The following is a 16,869-nucleotide window of genomic DNA, read 5'->3' on the forward strand; positions in this document are numbered from 1 at the left end:
GTCGACTGGTTAGGCTCGGCGCCATGACGAGGATCGTGGCCGGCCGGTTCGGCGGGCGCTCGCTGCAGGTGCCGCCGAAGGGCACGCGACCCACCAGCGACCGGGTCCGCGAGGCGATCTTCTCCCGGCTGGACCACCTCGACGTGCTGGACGGCGCGCGGGTGCTCGACCTGTACGCGGGCTCCGGAGCGCTCGGCCTCGAGGCCTTGAGCCGCGGCGCCGCCGACGTCGTGCTGGTGGACGCGAACCGGCGGGCGGCGGACGTCGCCCGCCGCAACGTGGCGACCCTGGGCCTGCAGCGCGAGGTGCGGGTCGTCGCCGACTCCGCGGAGCGGTTCGCCGCCGGCGTCGCCGCACGCAAGGCCGGGACGGGCGCGGCGACCGGGTTCGACGTCGTCTTCCTCGACCCGCCCTACGACCTGGCCGAGGACGCGCTCGCGACGGTCCTGACCCACCTGGCCGCACCCGGGGTGCTGGCCGCGGGCGCCGTCGTCGTGGTGGAGCGGTCCACCCGTAGCCCCGAGCCGGCCTGGCCCACGGGCCTGGAGGTGCTCGCCCGCAAGGACTACGGGGAGACGGCGGTGCACTACGCCGAGCCGTCCGACCCCTCCGACGCTTCGGACCCGGTCGGGTCGGAGGGCGCGGGGGCCGGCGGGGCGTAGCGCTCCGCCCCCTCGAGGACGGCGACGGGCACGGCGGCCAGGGCCTCCGCGTCGGCCGCGTCGACGAGCGGCACGGTCTCCCCGGCCGCCGCCTCGAGCAGCCGCCGGACCGCCGGGTCGCCCGGCACGGTGCCCTCGCACTCGCGCAGGTGCTCCAGGAGGAAGCCGCGCACGGCGGCGGCCGGCACCGAGTCGGCGCCCGGGCCCGTCCCGAGCGCCATCAGCAGCATCGCGGGGACCCGCGGCGACCCCGGGCCGCCGATGCCCGGCTGGAAGTAGGGCACGGCGAGCACGCGCGCCCCGTGCCGCGAGTAGAAGCGCAGGCGCGCCGCCGGGTCCCCGTGGCTCGGGTGGGGCGCGTGGTGGCCGGGGTGCTCGACCTCCGCCAGCACGAACACGGGGTGCAGCTCCTCGCGCCACCCGGCGAGCGACCGGTCGAGGAGCCGACCGCCGAGGCCTCCGCCACGGTGACCGGGCGCCAGCGCGAGGTAGTCCACGAGCAGCACCTGCGTGGCCCGCGACCACGAGGCCACGATCCCGGCGACGACCGTCCCGTCCTGCTCCACGCCGTAGGCCGTGAGCCCGCCCGCCGCGAGGCCGGCCCGCAGGTCGTCGGACGACGTGAGCTCGTCGGGCGGGAAGGACGGCGCCAGGACGTGCCGCCACAGCGAGTCGAGCTGTGCCGGTTCGGTCAGCGGCACCACGGTCGGCTCCGCGGGCGACGGGTGGGGCGCGGCGTCGTCGGTCATGCCCTCAGGGTGTCCCCGTCGCGGGGTGACGGCACCCCGACCGGGCTCCCGGGGATCGCGACGCCGCTGTACTAGCGTGACGGCGTGAGCATCGCCGTCTGCCCCGGGTCGTTCGACCCGATCACGCTCGGCCACCTCGACATCGTGCGGCGCACGCGCCGGATGTTCGACGTCGTGGTGGTCGGGGTGGCCCGCAACGCCGCCAAGAACGCGCTGCTCGGCCCCGAGGAGCGGGTGGAGCTGGCCCGGACGGCGCTCGCGGCCGACCCGGAGACCGCCGACGTGCGGGTCGAGGTGGTGCCGGGGCTGCTGGTGGACTTCTGCCGGGAGGTCGGGGCCGTCGCGGTGGTCAAGGGCCTCCGCGGCGGTGCGGACTTCGACTCCGAGCTGCCGATGGCCCTCATGAACCGGCACCTGACCGGGATCGAGACGGTCTTCGTCCCGGGGGAGCAGCGGTACGCGCACGTCGCGTCGTCGCTGGTCAAGGACGTGGCCCGGTACGGCGGGCCGATCGACGACCTGGTGCCGGACGGCGTCGCGGACGCGGTGCGAGCAGCCCTCGGCAGATGACGCGGGGCTGACGAGCCGGGCCCCACGAGCAGGGCCCCACGAGCAGGACCAAGGAGCAGGGGATGAGCGAGACGACCGAGACCACTCCCGGGACCGGCCAGGGGGGCAACCCGGCCGGCGGGCTGCTGGACATCCTGGAGGACCTGGCCGCGCTGGTCGAGAACGCGCGCTCCGTGCCGCTGTCGACCAACGTGAAGGTGGACCGCGACCAGGCGCTGGCGCTCGTGGACGAGCTGCGCGACGCGCTGCCCACGCAGGTGGCCCGCGCCGACGAGGTGCTCGCGGCCGCCCGCGACACCCTGGACGACGCGCACCGCCAGGCGGAGGAGATCGTGGCCGCCGCCCGCGCCCGGGCGATCGAGCTGGTGCAGTCCGAGCAGGTCGTCGTGCAGGCGCAGTCGCGCGCGGCCGAGGTCGTCGCCGAGTCGGAGGCGCGCGCGGCGGCGCTGCGCACCGACGCGGACTCGTACTGCGACGGGCGCCTCGCGGACTTCCAGCAGGACCTCGACGCCCTGTCGAACCAGGTGCGTGCCGGCCGGGAGAAGCTGGCCGGGCGCCTCGAGCAGGGCGCGCCGCGGGTTCGGTGGGACTCCGTCGCCGATCCGCGCTGGCCGCAGGAGAGGCGCTCCTGACCGGCCCTCCTGACACGCGCTCCTGACGCGCACATCGCGGGCCGGGGCCGCCTCGTAGCGCGTGAGAGACTCGTCACTCGCGGGCGTGCTGCACCACGGCGCCGGCATGGCCTAGACTAGGTCGCTGGCCCGGGTCCGGGCCGAACTCCTTCCCGCCCGTCGGGTCCACCCCTGTTCATCGGAGCCTGCCATCGCCACCGCGAAGCCCTCGCCGCTCGTGCTCGACACGCACGAGCTGTCTCGGCGACCCGGTTCGATGGAGGAGGTCGCGCGCGTCGTGCCCGCCCCCGCGGACATGGGGACCGCCGTCATCGGCGTGCCCGAGGGCGACGACCTCACCCTGGGCCTCCGGCTCGAGTCGGTCATGGAGGGGGTGCTGGTGTCCGGCGTCGTGCGCGGCACGGCGGTGGGGGAGTGCGTGCGCTGCCTCGACCCGGTCTCCCAGCAGGTGACGGTGCGCGTGCAGGAGCTCTTCGCCTATCCCGAGAGGGCGCAGGCGGCGGAGGGGTCCGGCGACGAGGACGCCGAGGACGAGCCGGTCCTGGTCGACGACCAGGCCGACATCGAGCCGGCGGTTCGGGATTCCCTCGTGACTGCACTACCATTTCAACCGCTGTGCCGTCCGGACTGCCCCGGCCTGTGCTCCGTCTGCGGGGCGCGGCTGGCGGACGACCCGGACCACCATCACGACGTTGTCGACCCCCGGTGGTCGGCGCTGCAGACCATGCTCGAGGAGTCGAGCGTGTCCGACGAGACGAAAGAGAGCTAGCCGTGGCTGTTCCGAAGCGCAAGATGTCGCGCAGCAACACCCGTGCGCGCCGTTCGCAGTGGAAGACCACCGCGGCGGTCCTCACGACGTGCCCGAGCTGCAAGGGGCAGAAGCTGTCCCACGCCGCGTGCCCCACCTGCGGTGCCTACAAGGGCCGCCAGTACGCCGAGGCGCTGCGCACCGAGCACGCGGGCTGACATGCCTGCACCCGGCAACCGGCCCCGGCCGGAGCCGACCGCTCTTCTCGAGAAGCTCGGGGTCCACCTGGATCCCGAGCTTCTCGTGCTTGCCCTGACGCACCGGTCGTTCGCGCACGAGGCCGGGGGCATCCCGACCAACGAGCGGCTCGAGTTCCTGGGCGACACCGTGCTGGGGCTGGTCGTGACCGAGGCGCTGTACCGGCGCCACCCCGACCAGCCCGAGGGCGAGCTGGCGAAGATGCGTGCGGCGACGGTGTCCCAGCGCGCGCTGGCCGCGATCGCGCGCCGCCTCGACCTCGGCGGCTACGTGCTGCTCGGCAAGGGCGAGCTCCGCACCCGCGGCTTCGACAAGGACTCGATCCTGTCGGACACCGTGGAGGCGCTCATCGGCGCCACCTACCTGTCGCACGGCCTGGAGCCGGCGCGCGAGCTGGTGCACCGCCTCGTGGACACGACGCTCGACGCGGCCGCCGGGCTCGGCGCGGGGCTCGACTGGAAGACGTCGCTCCAGGAGGCCGCCGCCGTACGTGGCTTCGGCGCCCCCGTGTACGAGGTCACCGGCGAGGGGCCGGAGCACGCGCGCGTCTTCCACGCGCAGGTGACCACCGGCCCGGTGCTGGGACTCGGCACCGGTTCCGCGAAGAAGCACGCCGAGCAGGCCGCCGCCGAGGAGGCGTACCGCGCCCTGCAGCAGGTCCCCGTGCCCGGCGCCGGCTCGACGTCCGGCACGACGGGCGACGCCGCCGGTGCCTGAGCTCCCCGAGGTCGAGACCGTCCGCGACGGCCTCGACCGCCTGGTCGTGGGCGCCGTCGTGCGCGACGTCGAGGTGTTCCGCGACTACTCCGTGCGGCGGCACGACGGCGGCCCCGCCGGGTTCGCGGACCAGCTCCGCGGCAGGCGGCTGGCCGCCGCCGTGCGGCGCGGCAAGTTCCTCTGGCTGCCCCTCGAGGGCGGTGGGACCGGCGTGTCGGGTCCGGCGGCCGACGACGTCCCGGCGGCCGCGCTGCTCGCGCACCTCGGCATGTCCGGCCAGCTGCTCGTGCGCGACCCCGCCGTCGCGGGCGACTGGGCGCACCCGCACCTGCGTGCCCGCCTGCACCTGACCGGTGCCCCGAGCGGGGCGGAGTACCTCGACTTCGTCGACCAGCGCACGTTCGGCCACCTGTCCGTCGTCGACCTGGAGCCGACGGACGACGGCGCCCCGGGCGGGCTCGGCAGCGACCTACCGGCCGTGCCGGAGCCGGTGGCGCACATCGGCCGCGACCCGCTGGACCCCGCGTTCGACGCCGACGCCGTCGTAGCCGCGGTCCGGCGCCGGCGTACCGGCCTCAAGCGTGCGCTGCTGGACCAGACGCTGCTGTCCGGCGTCGGCAACATCTACGCCGACGAGGCCCTGTGGCGCGCCCGCCTGCACTTCGCTCGCGCGACCGACCGGCTGCGGCCGGTGGAGGTGCGCCGCGCCCTCGACGCCGCCGCCGAGGTCATGGCCGAGTCCCTGGCGCAGGGCGGCACGAGCTTCGACGCGCTCTACGTGAACGTCAACGGCGAGTCCGGCTACTTCGCGCGCGGCCTCGCCGCCTACGGGCGCGAGGGCGAACCGTGCCCCCGCTGCGGCACCCCGGTGCGGCGCGACGCGTTCATGAACCGCTCGTCGTACACCTGCCCCGTCTGCCAGCCGCGGCCGCGGAACGGCCGCTGGTGACGCGCCCCTGATGGCGTCGGCTCACCGGCCCAGGGCCCAGGCGACCAGCTCGTCGACCGCGCGCCGGTCCAGCGCGCCGGCCCCCGCGTTCCGCAGGGCGTACTCGCCGAGCAGGGCCCGGTACAGGACCGCGGCACGTCGCGGCGCGTCCGGCGCGTCGGCCCCGGTGAGGAGCCGCTCGAGGTAGGCGGTACGCGCCTCGTCGACGGCGTGCACCGCGTCGCGGGCGCGGGGGTCGCGTGCGGCCCAGGCGCGGACGGCGCCGTCGAACCGGCCGTCGAGGATCCCGCCGGGCCCGCCTCCCGCGTGCTCGAAGGCCAGGCGCACGAGCTCGCGCAGCCGGTCCGCCGGATCGTCGGAGGTCTCCTCCACCCGCGTGATCACGCCGGCCGTGCCTGCCGCGCGCCAGTGGTCCAGGACGGCGTCGAGCAGCCCGGCCCGGTCCGCGAAGTGCCAGTAGAAGCTGCCCTTGGAGACACCGAGCTCGCGGGCGAGCGGCTCGACGCGGACGGCGTCGACGCCGTCCGCCGCGAGCCTCCCCGCGGCGGCGCGGACCCAGTCGGAGGCGGAGAGCGAGGCCATCCGTTGACCATACGGCACCGTATGGCTAGCCTGACCATACGCCACCGTATGGAGGATCCGATGTCGATCGCCGCCGCCGTCCTGCTCGTCGCCGTCGCCACTCTGCACTCCGTGCTCGGGGAGCACGTGATCGTCCGTCCGCTGCTCGCCTCGCCCGACTGGCGCGCGCGCCTCGCGCGACCGTGGGCCGACCGCCTGCTCCGGGCGGTCTGGCACCTGCTGTCCCTGGCGTGGTACGCGCTCGCCGCGATCCTGCTCGGCCTGCCCGTACCGGTGGTCGTCGGGCTCCTGTGCCTCGCCACCGGCGGGGCCATCTTCGGGTTCGTTCCCGGGCACCTCGCCTGGCCGGTCTTCGTCGCGGCGGGGCTGCTGGCGCTCGGGGCCGGCGGGGCGGTCCCCGAGCCCGTGCTGGGGGTCGGTGCCGGGGCCGCCGTCGTCGCCGCCCTCGTCGCCGCGGGCTTCCACGCCGCCTGGGCGGCCGGGGCGACGACCGGGCGGGGCCGCGTGCTGCCGCAGCGCACCGGCACCCGAGAGCCGGTGGTGCGGCCCGGCCCGGTCGCGACGCTGGTCGTCGTCGTGGCGCTGCTCGCCTACGCGGCGGTGGTCGTGGCGCTGGCCCTCGGGGCCGACGGGGGCTGGTGGCGCGGGCTCGGCGTCGCGGCCCTGGTCGTCCTGCTGGCACGCGTCGTGGGGGACGGGCGCTACGTCGGTGTGTCCAAGCGGGTGCGGGGCACCCGGTTCGCCCGGGCCGACGACCGCTGGTGGACCCCGGCCGTCGGCCTGCTGGCGGCCGGCGCCGCGGCCGGCCTGGCGCTGGCGGCCTGACCGGCCGAGGAGCGTCAGCGCGCGACGACGTTGCGCAGACCCGCCGCGCCGTCGGCCAGCCAGGCCCGCGCCTGCTCGGTGACGAAGCCGGCCGCGCCCTGCGGCCGCCCGCCCGCGACGTGCGGCGTGAGGATGAGGTGCGGCGCGTCCCACAGCGGTGAGCCCTCGGGCAGCGGCTCCGTCTCGGTGACGTCGAGCGCGGCGCCGGCGATCGTGCCGTCGCGCAGGGCGGCGACCAGCGCCTCCTCGTCGACGGTGGCCCCGCGGCCGGCGTTGACGAACCGGGCGTGCGGGGGCAGCAGGCCGAGCACGCGCGCGTCGAGGGCGTGGTGGGTCGCCTCGGTCGCCGGCAGCAGGGAGATCAGGACGTCCGTCGTGGGCGCGACCTCCTCGATCGATCCGACCACGGGGAAGCCGTAGCGCTCGCCCGCCGACGACGCGACCCCGGTCACGCGCGCGCCGAGCGCCGCGAGGAGCGGGGCGAGGACGGCGGCGATGGAGCCGAAGCCCCAGATCGTGACGCGGGCGCCGTGCAGCGTGAACTGCGACTCGTGGTTCGCCTGCTCCCTGCCGAGGTCGCGGTCCCAGCGGTGCTCGTGCTGGGCGGCCAGGGTGCGGTCGAGCCGCCGCACGGACGCGAGGACGAGCGCGAGCGTGTGCTCGGCGACCGTCGCGTCGTGCAGCGAGCGGCCCGAGGAGATGACGACGTCGGGCGCGAACCCCGCGGCGAGCGCCTGGTCGGGGCCGGCGTTGAGGGTCTGCACCCAGCGCAGGTGCGTCATCCGGCGCGCGGCGTCCTCCAGGACCCGCTGGGGGCTGGACCACGTGACCAGGGCGTCGGCGTCCACGTGCTCCTCGGGCACGGGATCGCGCATCACGTAGCGCGCCACCTCCACGCCGGGGACGTCGATCGACAGGTCGAAGGGCACGTTGCCCGGCACGAGGAGCTTCACGCCTCGCGACGCTATCAGCCGGTGGCCGGGTGGTTCGGCGCCGTTCGCCGTGCGCCCCGTGACCTGCCCTCTTATCGTGCGAAGGGCCGGCGTCCGCCGGGAGGCACGGGTGTCGAGGAGGTCGGCATGACGACGTCGGGGACGGGGACGGCGCCGCCGACCCGCGAGCAGGTGCGGCAGGCGATGACGGCGCGCACGCCGCGCAACTACATCACGTGGATCACGCTCGCGTTCATGATCACGTCGTCGGTGGCGAGCCTGCGGGCCGCTCCGACGATGGCGGTCTACGGGCTCGCGGCGGTCTTCCTGTACGTGGTGCCGGCGCTGGTCTTCCTGCTGCCGACGTCGCTGGTGTCGGCGGAGCTGGCGTCCGGCTGGTCGGGCGGCGTGTACCGGTGGGTGGCGGAGGGGCTGTCCAAGCCGCTCGGCTTCCTGGCCGTGTGGTGCCAGTTCGCGATGACGATCTTCTACTACCCGAGCCTGCTGGGGTACGTGGCCAGCACGTTCGCGTACGTGATCAACCCGGCCCTCGCGTCCAACGGCGTCTACGTGGCGATCGTCATCGTCGTCGTCTACTGGTCCGGGGTGTGGGTGTCGTCGCAGGGCACGAAGACGGTGGCCGGGCTGTCCAGCGCGGGCCTGATCATCGGCACGCTCATCCCGGCCGCGATCCTCGTGGTGCTGGGCATCGTGTTCCTCGGCCAGGGCAACACCTCGGCCGCGCCGATGGACTCGAGCCACCTGCTGCCGCAGTGGACCGGGATCGCGTCCCTGGTGCTCATCGTCAACAACTTCCTGTCGTACGCGGGCATGGAGATGAACTCCGTGCACGTGAACACGCTGAAGAACCCGGGCAAGGAGTTCCCGCGCGCGATGTTCCTGGCGATCGGGCTGGTGCTGGTGATCTTCATCCTCCCGGCGGTCGCGATCAGCTGGGTGATCCCGGCCGACCAGCTCTCGCTGACCGCGGGCGTCATGCAGGCGTTCGACGCGTTCTTCGCCAACTTCGGCGTCTCGTGGCTGACGCCGATCCTCGGGCTCATGCTCATCGCCGCGTCGATCGGCGGCATGCTCACCTGGCTCGCCGGGCCGTCGAAGGGCCTGCTGACGGTAGCGCGCGAGGAGGGCTACATGCCGCCCTTCCTGCAGCGGCTCAACAAGAACGGCGTGCAGCAGAACATCCTCGTGGCGCAGGGCGTGTTCACCACGGTGATCGCGCTGCTGTACGCGTTCATCCCGGACGTCTCCAGCGCGTACTGGATCCTGTCGGTCATCACCACGCAGGTGTACCTGATCATGTACCTGCTGCTGTTCGTCGCGGCGATGCGGCTGCGGCGCACCGCGCCCGACCACCCGCGCGGCTACCGCGCCCCGGCCCTCGGCGTCCTGTGCGTGGTCGGCTTCCTCGCCTCGGTCGCGGCGCTGATCATCGGCTTCGTGCCGCCCGCGCAGTTCTCCAGCGGCTCGGTGGGGGTGTACATCCTCATCGTCGGCGGTGGCCTCGGCATCATCGGCCTGCTGATCCCGTGGCTGTTCCTCCGGCTCCGCAAGCCGTCGTGGCGACAGCCGGCGGACGTCACCGCGGACGTCGCGACGGACGAGGGGGAGTGAGATGACCACCACGACGTCGTCGCCGGGGACGGAGCCCGGCGCGCCGGTCCGGCACCGCTGGGTCACGTACACGGCCGCTGCCGTCCTGCTCCTGGTGCTCGGCGCGATCATGGTGGTCCAGTTCGCCGGCTACCAGGACCGGCAGGACCAGCGCGAGGCGGAGCAGAAGGCCGCCACCCTGCACGCCGCGTTCGCCGACATCGGCATCACGGCCTTCTCCGAGGAGACCATCGCCCGCGTGCTCGGGTCCGACGGCGGCGGGTTCTGCACCGACCCCGCCGCGCTCGTGGACGCCACCGCGAACCTCGGGTCCGCCAACGGCGCCGCCGGCCCGGGCCTGCGGCCCTCCGTGCTCGACGAGCGCCGCCTCGAGGGCGACCGCCTCGTCATCGAGACCTACTGCCCCGACCAGCTCGACGAGTTCGACGCCTACGTCGACTCCCTCAACCTGGACGACACCACGACCCAGCCGGCCGGCGAGCCCACCAGCGAGGAGACCTCATGAGCACCCCCGACCTCGTGCCGGACGCCGTGCCGGACGTCGCGGCCGTGCGGACCGCCGTCGGCCCGCTGCTGCCGCGCGCGCTCGACGACCTGCGCACCCTGGTCGCCATCCCGTCCGTCGCGGACGAGCGCCTGTACCCCCGCGAGGAGTGCGAGCGCGCGGCGCAGTGGGTCGTCGACGCGTTCCGGGCCGAGGGCATCGACGACGCGCGTCGCGAGCGCACCCCCGACGGCTCGGACGTCGTCGTCGGGTACCGGCCCGGCCCGCCCGGGGCGCCGACCGTGCTCCTGTACGCGCACTACGACGTGCAGCCGCCGCTCGACGACGCCGCGTGGACGACCCCGCCGTTCGAGCTGACGGAGCGCGAGGGTCGCTACTACGGCCGGGGCGCGGCGGACTGCAAGGGGAACGTCGTCACGCACCTCACGGCCCTGCGCGCCCTGCGCGCGCTGGTGGGCGACGACCTCCCCGTGGGCGTGCGGATCGTGATCGAGGGCTCGGAGGAGCAGGGCACGGGCGGCCTGGACGGGTGGGTGGAGGCGAACCCGGGCGCCCTGGCCGCCGACGCGATGCTCATCCAGGACACCGGCAACGCGACGCTCGGCCTGCCCACGCTCACCGTGTCGCTGCGCGGGGCGACGAGCGTCGTCGTGCGCGTCGAGGCGCTCGAGGGCGAGATCCACTCCGGCATGTTCGGCGGGGCCGCGCCCGACGCCCTCGCGGCGCTGGTCGCCCTCCTGGCCTCCCTGCGCGACGCCGACGGGAACACGACGATCGACGGCGTCGACGCCTCGGGCACCTGGCCGGGCGTCGGGTACGACGCCGACCAGTTCCGCGCCGACGCGGGCGCCCTGCCGGGCACGCGGCTGCTCGGCGGCGGCAGCGTGGCCGACATGCTGTGGGCCCGCCCGGTCGTGACGATCCTCGGCATCGACGCGCCGTCCGTCGTCGGGTCGGCGGCGGCGATCCAGCCGCGCGCCGCGGCGCGCCTCAACCTGCGCGTGCCGCCCGGCGCGGACGCCCGCGACCTGCAGGACAAGCTCGCGGCGCACCTCGAGGCGCACGCGCCGTGGGGCGTGCGCGTCACCGTGGAGCGCGACACCCCGGGGCAGCCGTTCGCCGCCCGGACCGACGGGCACGTCTTCGAGACGCTGTCGACGGCGCTCGCGGACGCCTACGGCAGGGCCACCGTGACCGCCGGGCAGGGCGGGTCGATCCCGCTGTGCAACATCCTGGCGGGCCAGTACCCGGACGCCGCGATCGTGCTGCTCGGCGTCGAGGAGCCGGCCTGTCTGATCCACGCGCCGAACGAGAGCGTGCACCCGAGCGAGATCGAGAACCTCGCCGTCGGGGAGGCGCTGTTCCTGGCCCGGCTCGGCGTCAGGCGCTCGTCGGCGTCGGGCTGACTGACGGGTGCTCCCCGGTACCAGGCGCTCGCCCCGGGGAGGTACATGGTGACCGTCGCGGCGACGACGGCCGCCACGTGCACCACGCGGACGGCGGCGAACGCCTGGGCCAGCTGGCCTCCGGCGCCGGTAGGCGACGACCAGGAGCGTCGCGACGCCGTCCACGACCACGCGGAGGCCGAGGTTCATCCAGAGCCCGGCATCCATCGCACCGGTCGTCGCCCACGGGACGACGACCAGCAGCGTCTCGACGGCCCCCGACCCGACCGCGACGGCCCACAGGGCGGTCGCGCGACGGACGACGGCAGGCGGACGGGAGCGCGCCGTGCCGGTGCCGGCCTCGAGTGTCTGCATGTCGACGACGCCAGGCGCACGGACCGCCCGGACCGACCGTGCCGTCCTCCGTGTTCCGGTAGGGGAAACCACCGGCGTCTCGGCGGCTACGGCACGATGGGCACATGACGACGACGTCACCCGCCGAGGTCGGCACCGCACGGCGCCCCCTCGCCGCCCGCTACGACGCCGTCGTGGTGGGCGGCGGGCACAACGGGCTGACGGCGGCCGCGTACCTGGCGCGGGCGGGGCGCAGCGTGCTCGTGCTCGAGCGTCTCGACCACGTGGGCGGCGCGGCCGTGTCGGCGCGGGTGTTCCCGGGCGTGGACGCGCGGCTGTCGCGCTACTCGTACCTGGTCTCGCTCCTGCCGCGCCGGGTGATCGAGGAGCTGGGCCTGCCGGTCACGCTGCGCCGCCGCCGGTACTCCTCCTACACGCCGGTGGGGGACACCGGTCTGCTCGTCGACACCGGGGACGACGCCGTCACCCGCGCGTCGTTCGCGGCGGTCGGCGCGGAGGGCGACCACGCGGCGTGGCAACGCTGGTACGCGGCCACCGGCCGCCTCGCGCGCCGGCTGTTCCCGACGCTGACCGAGCCGCTGCCCTCGCGCGCCGAGGCCCGCGCGCTCGTGGACGACGCCGCGACCTGGCGCGACCTCGTCGAGCGGCCGCTGGGGGAGGCGCTGCGGGACCGCTTCGCCTCCGACGTCGTGCAGGGCGTCGTCGCGACCGACGGGCTGATCGGCACGTTCGCCGACCTCGACGAGGCCTCGTTGGCGCAGAACCGCTGCTACCTCTACCACGTGATCGGCGGCGGCACGGGGGACTGGGACGTCCCGGTGGGCGGCATGGGCGCCGTGTCCGGGGCGCTGCGGGACGCCGCGGCCGCCGCCGGCGCCACGGTGGTGACGCGGGCCGCGGTGTCCGCCGTGGACCCCGGCGGCGGCGGCGACGCGCGGGTCGCCTGGTCCGACGACGACGGTCGCGACCACGAGGTCGCGGCGGGCGCGGTGCTGTGCGGCGCGGCGCCCGACACGCTCGACCGCCTGCTGGCGGCGACCGGGGCCGCGCCGTCGGGCCGCGCCACGCCGCGGCCGCCCGAGGGCGCCCAGCTCAAGGTGAACCTGCTCGTGCGCCGCCTGCCCCGCCTGCGCGGCAGCGACCACGGCACGGGCGTCGACCCGGCCGCGGCGTTCGGCGGCACGTTCCACGTCCACGAGTCGGCCGCGCAGCTCCGGGCCGCGCACGCGCAGGCGGCGTCGGGACAGGTCCCCGAGGTGCCGCCGTGCGAGATCTACTGCCACTCGCTGACGGACCCGAGCATCCTCGGGCCCGAGCTTCGCGCCACCGGCGCCCAGACGCTCACCCTGTTCGGTCTGCACATGCCCGAGCGGCTGTTCCGCCCCGACCCCGTAGGGGCCCGGGAGCAGGCGCTCGCGGCCACGCTCGCGTCGCTGGACTCGGTGCTCGCCGAGCCGATCGAGGACGTGCTGCTGCACGACGCCGACGGTCGTCCGTGCCTCGAGGCCCGCACCCCCGTGGACCTCGAGGGGGACGTCGGGCTGCCGGGCGGGCACATCTTCCACCGCGACCTGTCGTGGCCGTGGGCCGCCGGCGACGACGGGGACGACACGGGGCTGGACCGCCCGGGCTCCTGGGGCGTGGAGACCGTGCACCCGCGCGTGCTGCTGGCCGGCGCGGGCGCACGGCGCGGCGGGGGCGTGAGCGGCGTCCCCGGCCGCGCCGCGGCGATGGCGGTGCTGGGCGGCGGCTAGCGGATCCCGGCGCGCCGTGTGCCGTGCGGCCCGGACTCCCTCGTCACCCGGGGAGGACCCTGGCTTCTTCGTCCCGTTCCTGCTCGGCCGCCCACGCGTAGTCCGGCTCGTCGCGCAGCAGCGCGGAGTGCGGGCCCCGCGCCACGACCCGCGCGGCGGCGTCCCCGGCCTCCGGACCGGCGCCCAGCAGCAGCACCTCGTCCGCGACCGCGAGCGGTGTGAGCCGGTGCGACGCGACGACGACCGCGCGCCCGGTCCCGCGGGCGTGCGCGGCCAGCGTCGCGACCAGCGCGTCGGCGGTGGCGGCGTCGAGGTGCTCGGCGGGCTCGTCGACGAGGAGGGCCCGGGCGGGCGCGAGGAGCGCCCTCGCGACGAGCAGGCGTCGGCGCTCGCCGCCGGAGACGTCGGCGCCGTCAGGGCCGAGCATCGCGTCCAGGCCGTCGGGCAGCCCGGCTAGCCAGGCGTCCAGGCCGACGGCGGCGAGCGCGCCGCCGGCCTCGTCGGCGGTCACGTCCGGCCGGGCGACACGGAGGTTCTCCAGGACCGTCGTGCCGAACACGTGCCCGTCCTCGGCGACGAACAGCGCCCCGCCGTCGTCGGTCCGGACGGCGCCGGCGCGTGGCGGCAGCAGGCCCGCCGCCGTGAGCAGCACCGTCGTCTTGCCCACGCCGGACGGCCCGGCCAGGGCGACGACGGCGCCGGGGCGCAGCGCGAGGTCGACGCCCTCGACCACGGCGCGGTCCGCCCAGCCGACGCCGACGCCGTCGAGCTCCAGCAGCGAGTCCGACGCCTGCCCCACCGGGGGCGCCCCGCCGGGCTCGGGGTCCGACAGGTCGGGGAGGAGGGCGACGAGCCGCCGCGCGGCCTCCCGCGACCGGCGCAGCTGGACGGCGGCGGCGGGCAGCGTCGACGTCGCCTCGAAGACGGCGAGCGGGGTGAGCACGACGACCGCGAGCTCGACGGGAGTCAGCGTGCCCGCCGCGACGGCGGGGAGGCCGAGCAGCAGCGAGCACAGCACGGCGAGGGTCTGCGCCCCCGCGTCGATGGCCGCCGACGTGCCGGAGATGCGCGCGCCGTCGTCGGTCGAGCGGGTGAGGCGCGCGTCGGCGGCGCGCAGGCCGGCGAGCCGGGCGTCGAGCCTGCCGGCGACGCGCAGCTGCTGACCGTCCTCCAGCAGCTCGAGCGCGCGCCCGGTCACCTCGGCCCGCGCCGCGGCGCCCCGCCGCTCGACCGACGCCGCCGCGCGGGACGCCAGCCACGGCGCCAGCACGCCCGTGAGCAGCAGGCAGCCGAGCAGGGTGGCACCGGCGGCGGGCAGGAAGGCCCCCACCAGGACCACGGAGCCGAGCCCCACGCACGCCGCCACCCCGGCGGGGATCAGCGCCCGCACGACGACGTCGCCCACCGCGTCGACGTCGGCGCCGACGCGGGCGAGCAGGTCGCCGCGGCGCAGCGCGATCACGCGCGTCACGGGCCCCCGGGCCAGCGCGTCGTAGAGGTTGGCCCGCAGTGCTGCCATGCCGCGCAGGGCGACGTCGTGGGACGCGAGCCGCTCGAGGTAGCGCAGCACGCCGCGGCCGGTGCCGAAGGCGCGGACGGCGACGACGGCCACCGAGAGCTGCAGCACGGGCGGCATCTGCGACGCGCGGGCGATGAGCCACGCCGCGGCGGCGGCCAGACCCACCGAGAACCCGAGCGCCAGGGTGCCGAGCGCGACGGCGCGCGCCACGCGGGTCCAGCGCACCTCCAGCATCGGCAGCACGCGGCGCAGCGGGTCGGTCGTCGCGCGCCTCACGACGCCACCGCCTCGGCCGGCCCGACGACGCGCGAGGAGACGTCCACCACCTGGTCGGCGAGCGCCAGGAGCGACGCCCGGTGCGCGACGACGACGACCGTGCGTCCGGCGTCGCGCCACGCGCGCACGGTGTCGAGCACCACCTGCTCACCGCGGGCGTCCAGGTGCGCGGTGGGCTCGTCGAGCAGCACGAGGGGCGGGGGAGCGCCGTCGCCGGGTGTCTCGCCGTCGAGCAGCGCGGCGGCGAGCGCCACCCGCTGCCGCTGCCCGACGCTCAGCCCGGTGCCGCCCAGGCCGACCGGGGTGTCCCACCCCTGTGGCAGCCCCGCGACGACGTCGTCCAGGCCCGTGGTCCGCGCGGCCGCCGCCAGGGCGTCGGCGGGCACGGGGCGGCCGTCGGTGACGGCGTCGCGCACGGTGCCGGGGGCCAGGGTGGGGCGCTGCGGCACCCACGTGACCTGCGGCCACCAGGTGGCCGGGTCGACGGTGCCGAGGTCTGTCGGGAGGGCGGCGCCCGGAACCTCGACGAGCACCCGGCCCTCGTCGGGGCGCAGCAGCCCCAGCAGGACGAGCGCCGTCGTGGACTTTCCCGCGCCGCTCGGCCCGCGCAGCGCGACGACCCTGCCGCCGCCGGGGCGGCCGGTGCCGAGCGGCACGCGCGCGGTGAGCCCGGCGGGGGCGAGGACGTCGCGGTCGCCGGCACGGACGCCGACGCCGTCGAGCACGAGGGTCGCGCCGGCGAGGGCCGGCGCGGGGGTGGTGCCCGCGACCGGGACGGGCCGCTCGAGGAGGGTGAAGGCCCGATCGGCGGCCGCCAGGCCGTCGGTGGACGCGTGGAACTCGGCGCCGACGCGACGCAGCGGCAGGTAGACCTCGGGCGCGAGCACGAGGACGGCGATGGCGGGCACCAGGGCGATCATCCCCTCGACGAGGCGCAGGCCGACGCCGACGGCGACGATCGCGACCGACAGCGTGGTGAGCAGCTCCAGCACCATCCCGGACAGGAACGCGATCCGCAGCGTGCCCATGGTGGCGCGCCGCGACGCGTCCCCGAGGGATCGCACGCGGGCGCCGGGCCCGATCTCGCGACCGAAGGCCCGGAGGGTCGGCAGCCCGGCCAGCAGGTCGAGCACCTGCGACCCCAGTCGCTCGATGGTGCGCAGCCGGCGCTCGGAGGCGCCCGCGGTCATGACGCCGACCAGCCACATGAACAGCGGCACGAGCGGCAGGGTGACGACGCAGATCAGCGCGGAGACCCAGTCCAGCCCGAGGACGACCAGCACCAGCGCGGGGGTGAGGATCGCCGTGAGGAGCAGCTGGGGCAGGTAGCGCACGAGGTACGGGCCCAGGTCGTCCAGGCCTCGCGTGGCGAGCGTGGCCGTGGCGGCGGCCCCCTCGCCGTCGGTGCCGCCCCCGGTGGGCCGCGGGCCCAGCGCCACCGCGTGCGCGACCACCTGCTCGCGCAGCTCGGCCACGACGTCGGCCGCCGCCTTCTGCGCGTACCGCTCCTGCGCCCAGGCGATGACGGCGCGCGCGGCGATCGCGCCGACGAGCGCCCCGAGCCACGGCGCGACGTCGGCCAGGGCGAGCGGCGCGCCCGCGCTGCCCGCCGTGACGGCCGGGCCGAGGGTGTGCGCGATGGCGAAGGCCTGGAGGACGACGGCGCCGGCGGCGGCGACGCCGAGCGCCGCTGTGAGGGCGACGTACCACCGGGCCGCGCGCGCACGCCGCAGCAGGCGGGGGTCGAGGGGCTTCACGGGAGCAGGCCAGGGGTCGGCACGAAGGTCAGTATCGACGAC

17 protein-coding genes are annotated in these 16,869 nt (G+C 76.2%); 12 read left to right on the top strand and 5 right to left on the bottom strand.

The features are described from left to right. Positions 1-23 precede the first annotated feature (23 nt). Positions 24-662, top strand: a complete 639-nt coding sequence (gene rsmD / locus ACFQ8Y_RS18780; RefSeq protein ID WP_430563787.1) for a 16S rRNA (guanine(966)-N(2))-methyltransferase RsmD — start codon at positions 24-26, stop codon at positions 660-662. On the opposite strand, the gene ACFQ8Y_RS18785 is transcribed toward rsmD, so the two are convergent. Further along, complete coding sequence (locus ACFQ8Y_RS18785) at positions 587-1,411, bottom strand: GNAT family N-acetyltransferase (protein WP_430586407.1); 825 nt, start codon at positions 1,409-1,411, stop codon at positions 587-589. The two genes, rsmD and ACFQ8Y_RS18785, sit on opposite strands and share 76 nt — an antisense overlap. Positions 1,412-1,495: 84 nt before the next feature. Between ACFQ8Y_RS18785 and coaD the strand changes: the two genes are divergently transcribed. From coaD to mutM, 6 genes are all read left to right on the top strand, one after another. Further along, on the top strand, positions 1,496-1,981 hold the full coding sequence (gene coaD / locus ACFQ8Y_RS18790) for a pantetheine-phosphate adenylyltransferase (RefSeq protein ID WP_430550199.1): 486 nt from the start codon (positions 1,496-1,498) through the stop codon (positions 1,979-1,981). Positions 1,982-2,043: 62 nt separating this feature from the next. After that, positions 2,044-2,613, top strand: coding sequence for a hypothetical protein (locus tag ACFQ8Y_RS18795; RefSeq protein WP_430586408.1), 570 nt, complete (start codon positions 2,044-2,046; stop codon positions 2,611-2,613). A 256-nt stretch (positions 2,614-2,869) separates the two neighbouring features. Further along, on the top strand, positions 2,870-3,382 hold the full coding sequence (locus ACFQ8Y_RS18800; protein ID WP_430586409.1) for a YceD family protein: 513 nt from the start codon (positions 2,870-2,872) through the stop codon (positions 3,380-3,382). A gap of 2 nt (positions 3,383-3,384) precedes the next feature. After that, the gene (gene rpmF, locus ACFQ8Y_RS18805; protein WP_079574722.1) at positions 3,385-3,579 is read left to right on the top strand and encodes a 50S ribosomal protein L32; all 195 of its coding nucleotides are present in this window, start codon (positions 3,385-3,387) and stop codon (positions 3,577-3,579) included. Position 3,580: 1 nt separating this feature from the next. Beyond that, on the top strand, positions 3,581-4,336 hold the full coding sequence (rnc, locus tag ACFQ8Y_RS18810) for a ribonuclease III (protein ID WP_430586410.1): 756 nt from the start codon (positions 3,581-3,583) through the stop codon (positions 4,334-4,336). Then, a complete protein-coding gene (gene mutM, locus ACFQ8Y_RS18815; protein WP_430586411.1) occupies positions 4,329-5,285 on the top strand; it encodes a bifunctional DNA-formamidopyrimidine glycosylase/DNA-(apurinic or apyrimidinic site) lyase in 957 nt (318 codons plus the stop codon). Before rnc ends, mutM begins: the two co-directional genes overlap by 8 nt. 21 nt (positions 5,286-5,306) lie before the next feature. Here the strand turns inward: mutM and ACFQ8Y_RS18820 are convergent, their stop codons facing one another. Further along, a complete protein-coding gene (locus ACFQ8Y_RS18820) occupies positions 5,307-5,867 on the bottom strand; it encodes a TetR/AcrR family transcriptional regulator (RefSeq protein ID WP_430586412.1) in 561 nt (186 codons plus the stop codon). Positions 5,868-5,927: 60 nt separating this feature from the next. Between ACFQ8Y_RS18820 and ACFQ8Y_RS18825 the strand changes: the two genes are divergently transcribed. After that, entirely contained in the window at positions 5,928-6,692 is a 765-nt protein-coding gene (locus tag ACFQ8Y_RS18825; RefSeq protein ID WP_430586413.1) for a DUF3995 domain-containing protein, read from the top strand. A gap of 14 nt (positions 6,693-6,706) precedes the next feature. Here ACFQ8Y_RS18825 and ACFQ8Y_RS18830 read toward each other — a convergent pair whose 3' ends face one another. Continuing rightward, on the bottom strand, positions 6,707-7,645 hold the full coding sequence (locus tag ACFQ8Y_RS18830) for an NAD(P)-dependent oxidoreductase (protein ID WP_430586414.1): 939 nt from the start codon (positions 7,643-7,645) through the stop codon (positions 6,707-6,709). A 126-nt stretch (positions 7,646-7,771) separates the two neighbouring features. Between ACFQ8Y_RS18830 and ACFQ8Y_RS18835 the strand changes: the two genes are divergently transcribed. The 4 genes from ACFQ8Y_RS18835 to ACFQ8Y_RS18850 all read left to right on the top strand — a co-directional run bounded on the left by ACFQ8Y_RS18835 (position 7,772) and on the right by ACFQ8Y_RS18850 (position 13,275). Further along, positions 7,772-9,256 (top strand): APC family permease, encoded by a 1,485-nt coding sequence (locus tag ACFQ8Y_RS18835; RefSeq protein ID WP_430586415.1) that lies wholly within the window; start codon positions 7,772-7,774, stop codon positions 9,254-9,256. A 1-nt stretch (position 9,257) separates the two neighbouring features. Beyond that, positions 9,258-9,761, top strand: coding sequence for a hypothetical protein (locus ACFQ8Y_RS18840; protein ID WP_430563794.1), 504 nt, complete (start codon positions 9,258-9,260; stop codon positions 9,759-9,761). Next, the gene (locus ACFQ8Y_RS18845; protein ID WP_430586416.1) at positions 9,758-11,167 is read left to right on the top strand and encodes a dipeptidase; all 1,410 of its coding nucleotides are present in this window, start codon (positions 9,758-9,760) and stop codon (positions 11,165-11,167) included. Before ACFQ8Y_RS18840 ends, ACFQ8Y_RS18845 begins: the two co-directional genes overlap by 4 nt. 458 nt (positions 11,168-11,625) lie before the next feature. Beyond that, positions 11,626-13,275, top strand: coding sequence for a phytoene desaturase family protein (locus tag ACFQ8Y_RS18850; protein WP_430586417.1), 1,650 nt, complete (start codon positions 11,626-11,628; stop codon positions 13,273-13,275). A 43-nt stretch (positions 13,276-13,318) separates the two neighbouring features. On the opposite strand, the gene cydC is transcribed toward ACFQ8Y_RS18850, so the two are convergent. Further along, positions 13,319-15,070, bottom strand: a complete 1,752-nt coding sequence (gene cydC, locus ACFQ8Y_RS18855) for a thiol reductant ABC exporter subunit CydC (RefSeq protein ID WP_430586418.1) — start codon at positions 15,068-15,070, stop codon at positions 13,319-13,321. Continuing rightward, a complete protein-coding gene (cydD, locus tag ACFQ8Y_RS18860; protein ID WP_430586419.1) occupies positions 15,067-16,827 on the bottom strand; it encodes a thiol reductant ABC exporter subunit CydD in 1,761 nt (586 codons plus the stop codon). The genes cydC and cydD overlap by 4 nt, the downstream gene beginning before the upstream one ends. Between the last annotated feature and the right edge of the window lie 42 nt (positions 16,828-16,869).

This window comes from Isoptericola sp. NPDC056605, assembly GCF_042792795.1.
Classification (GTDB): Bacteria; Actinomycetota; Actinomycetes; order Actinomycetales; family Cellulomonadaceae; genus Isoptericola.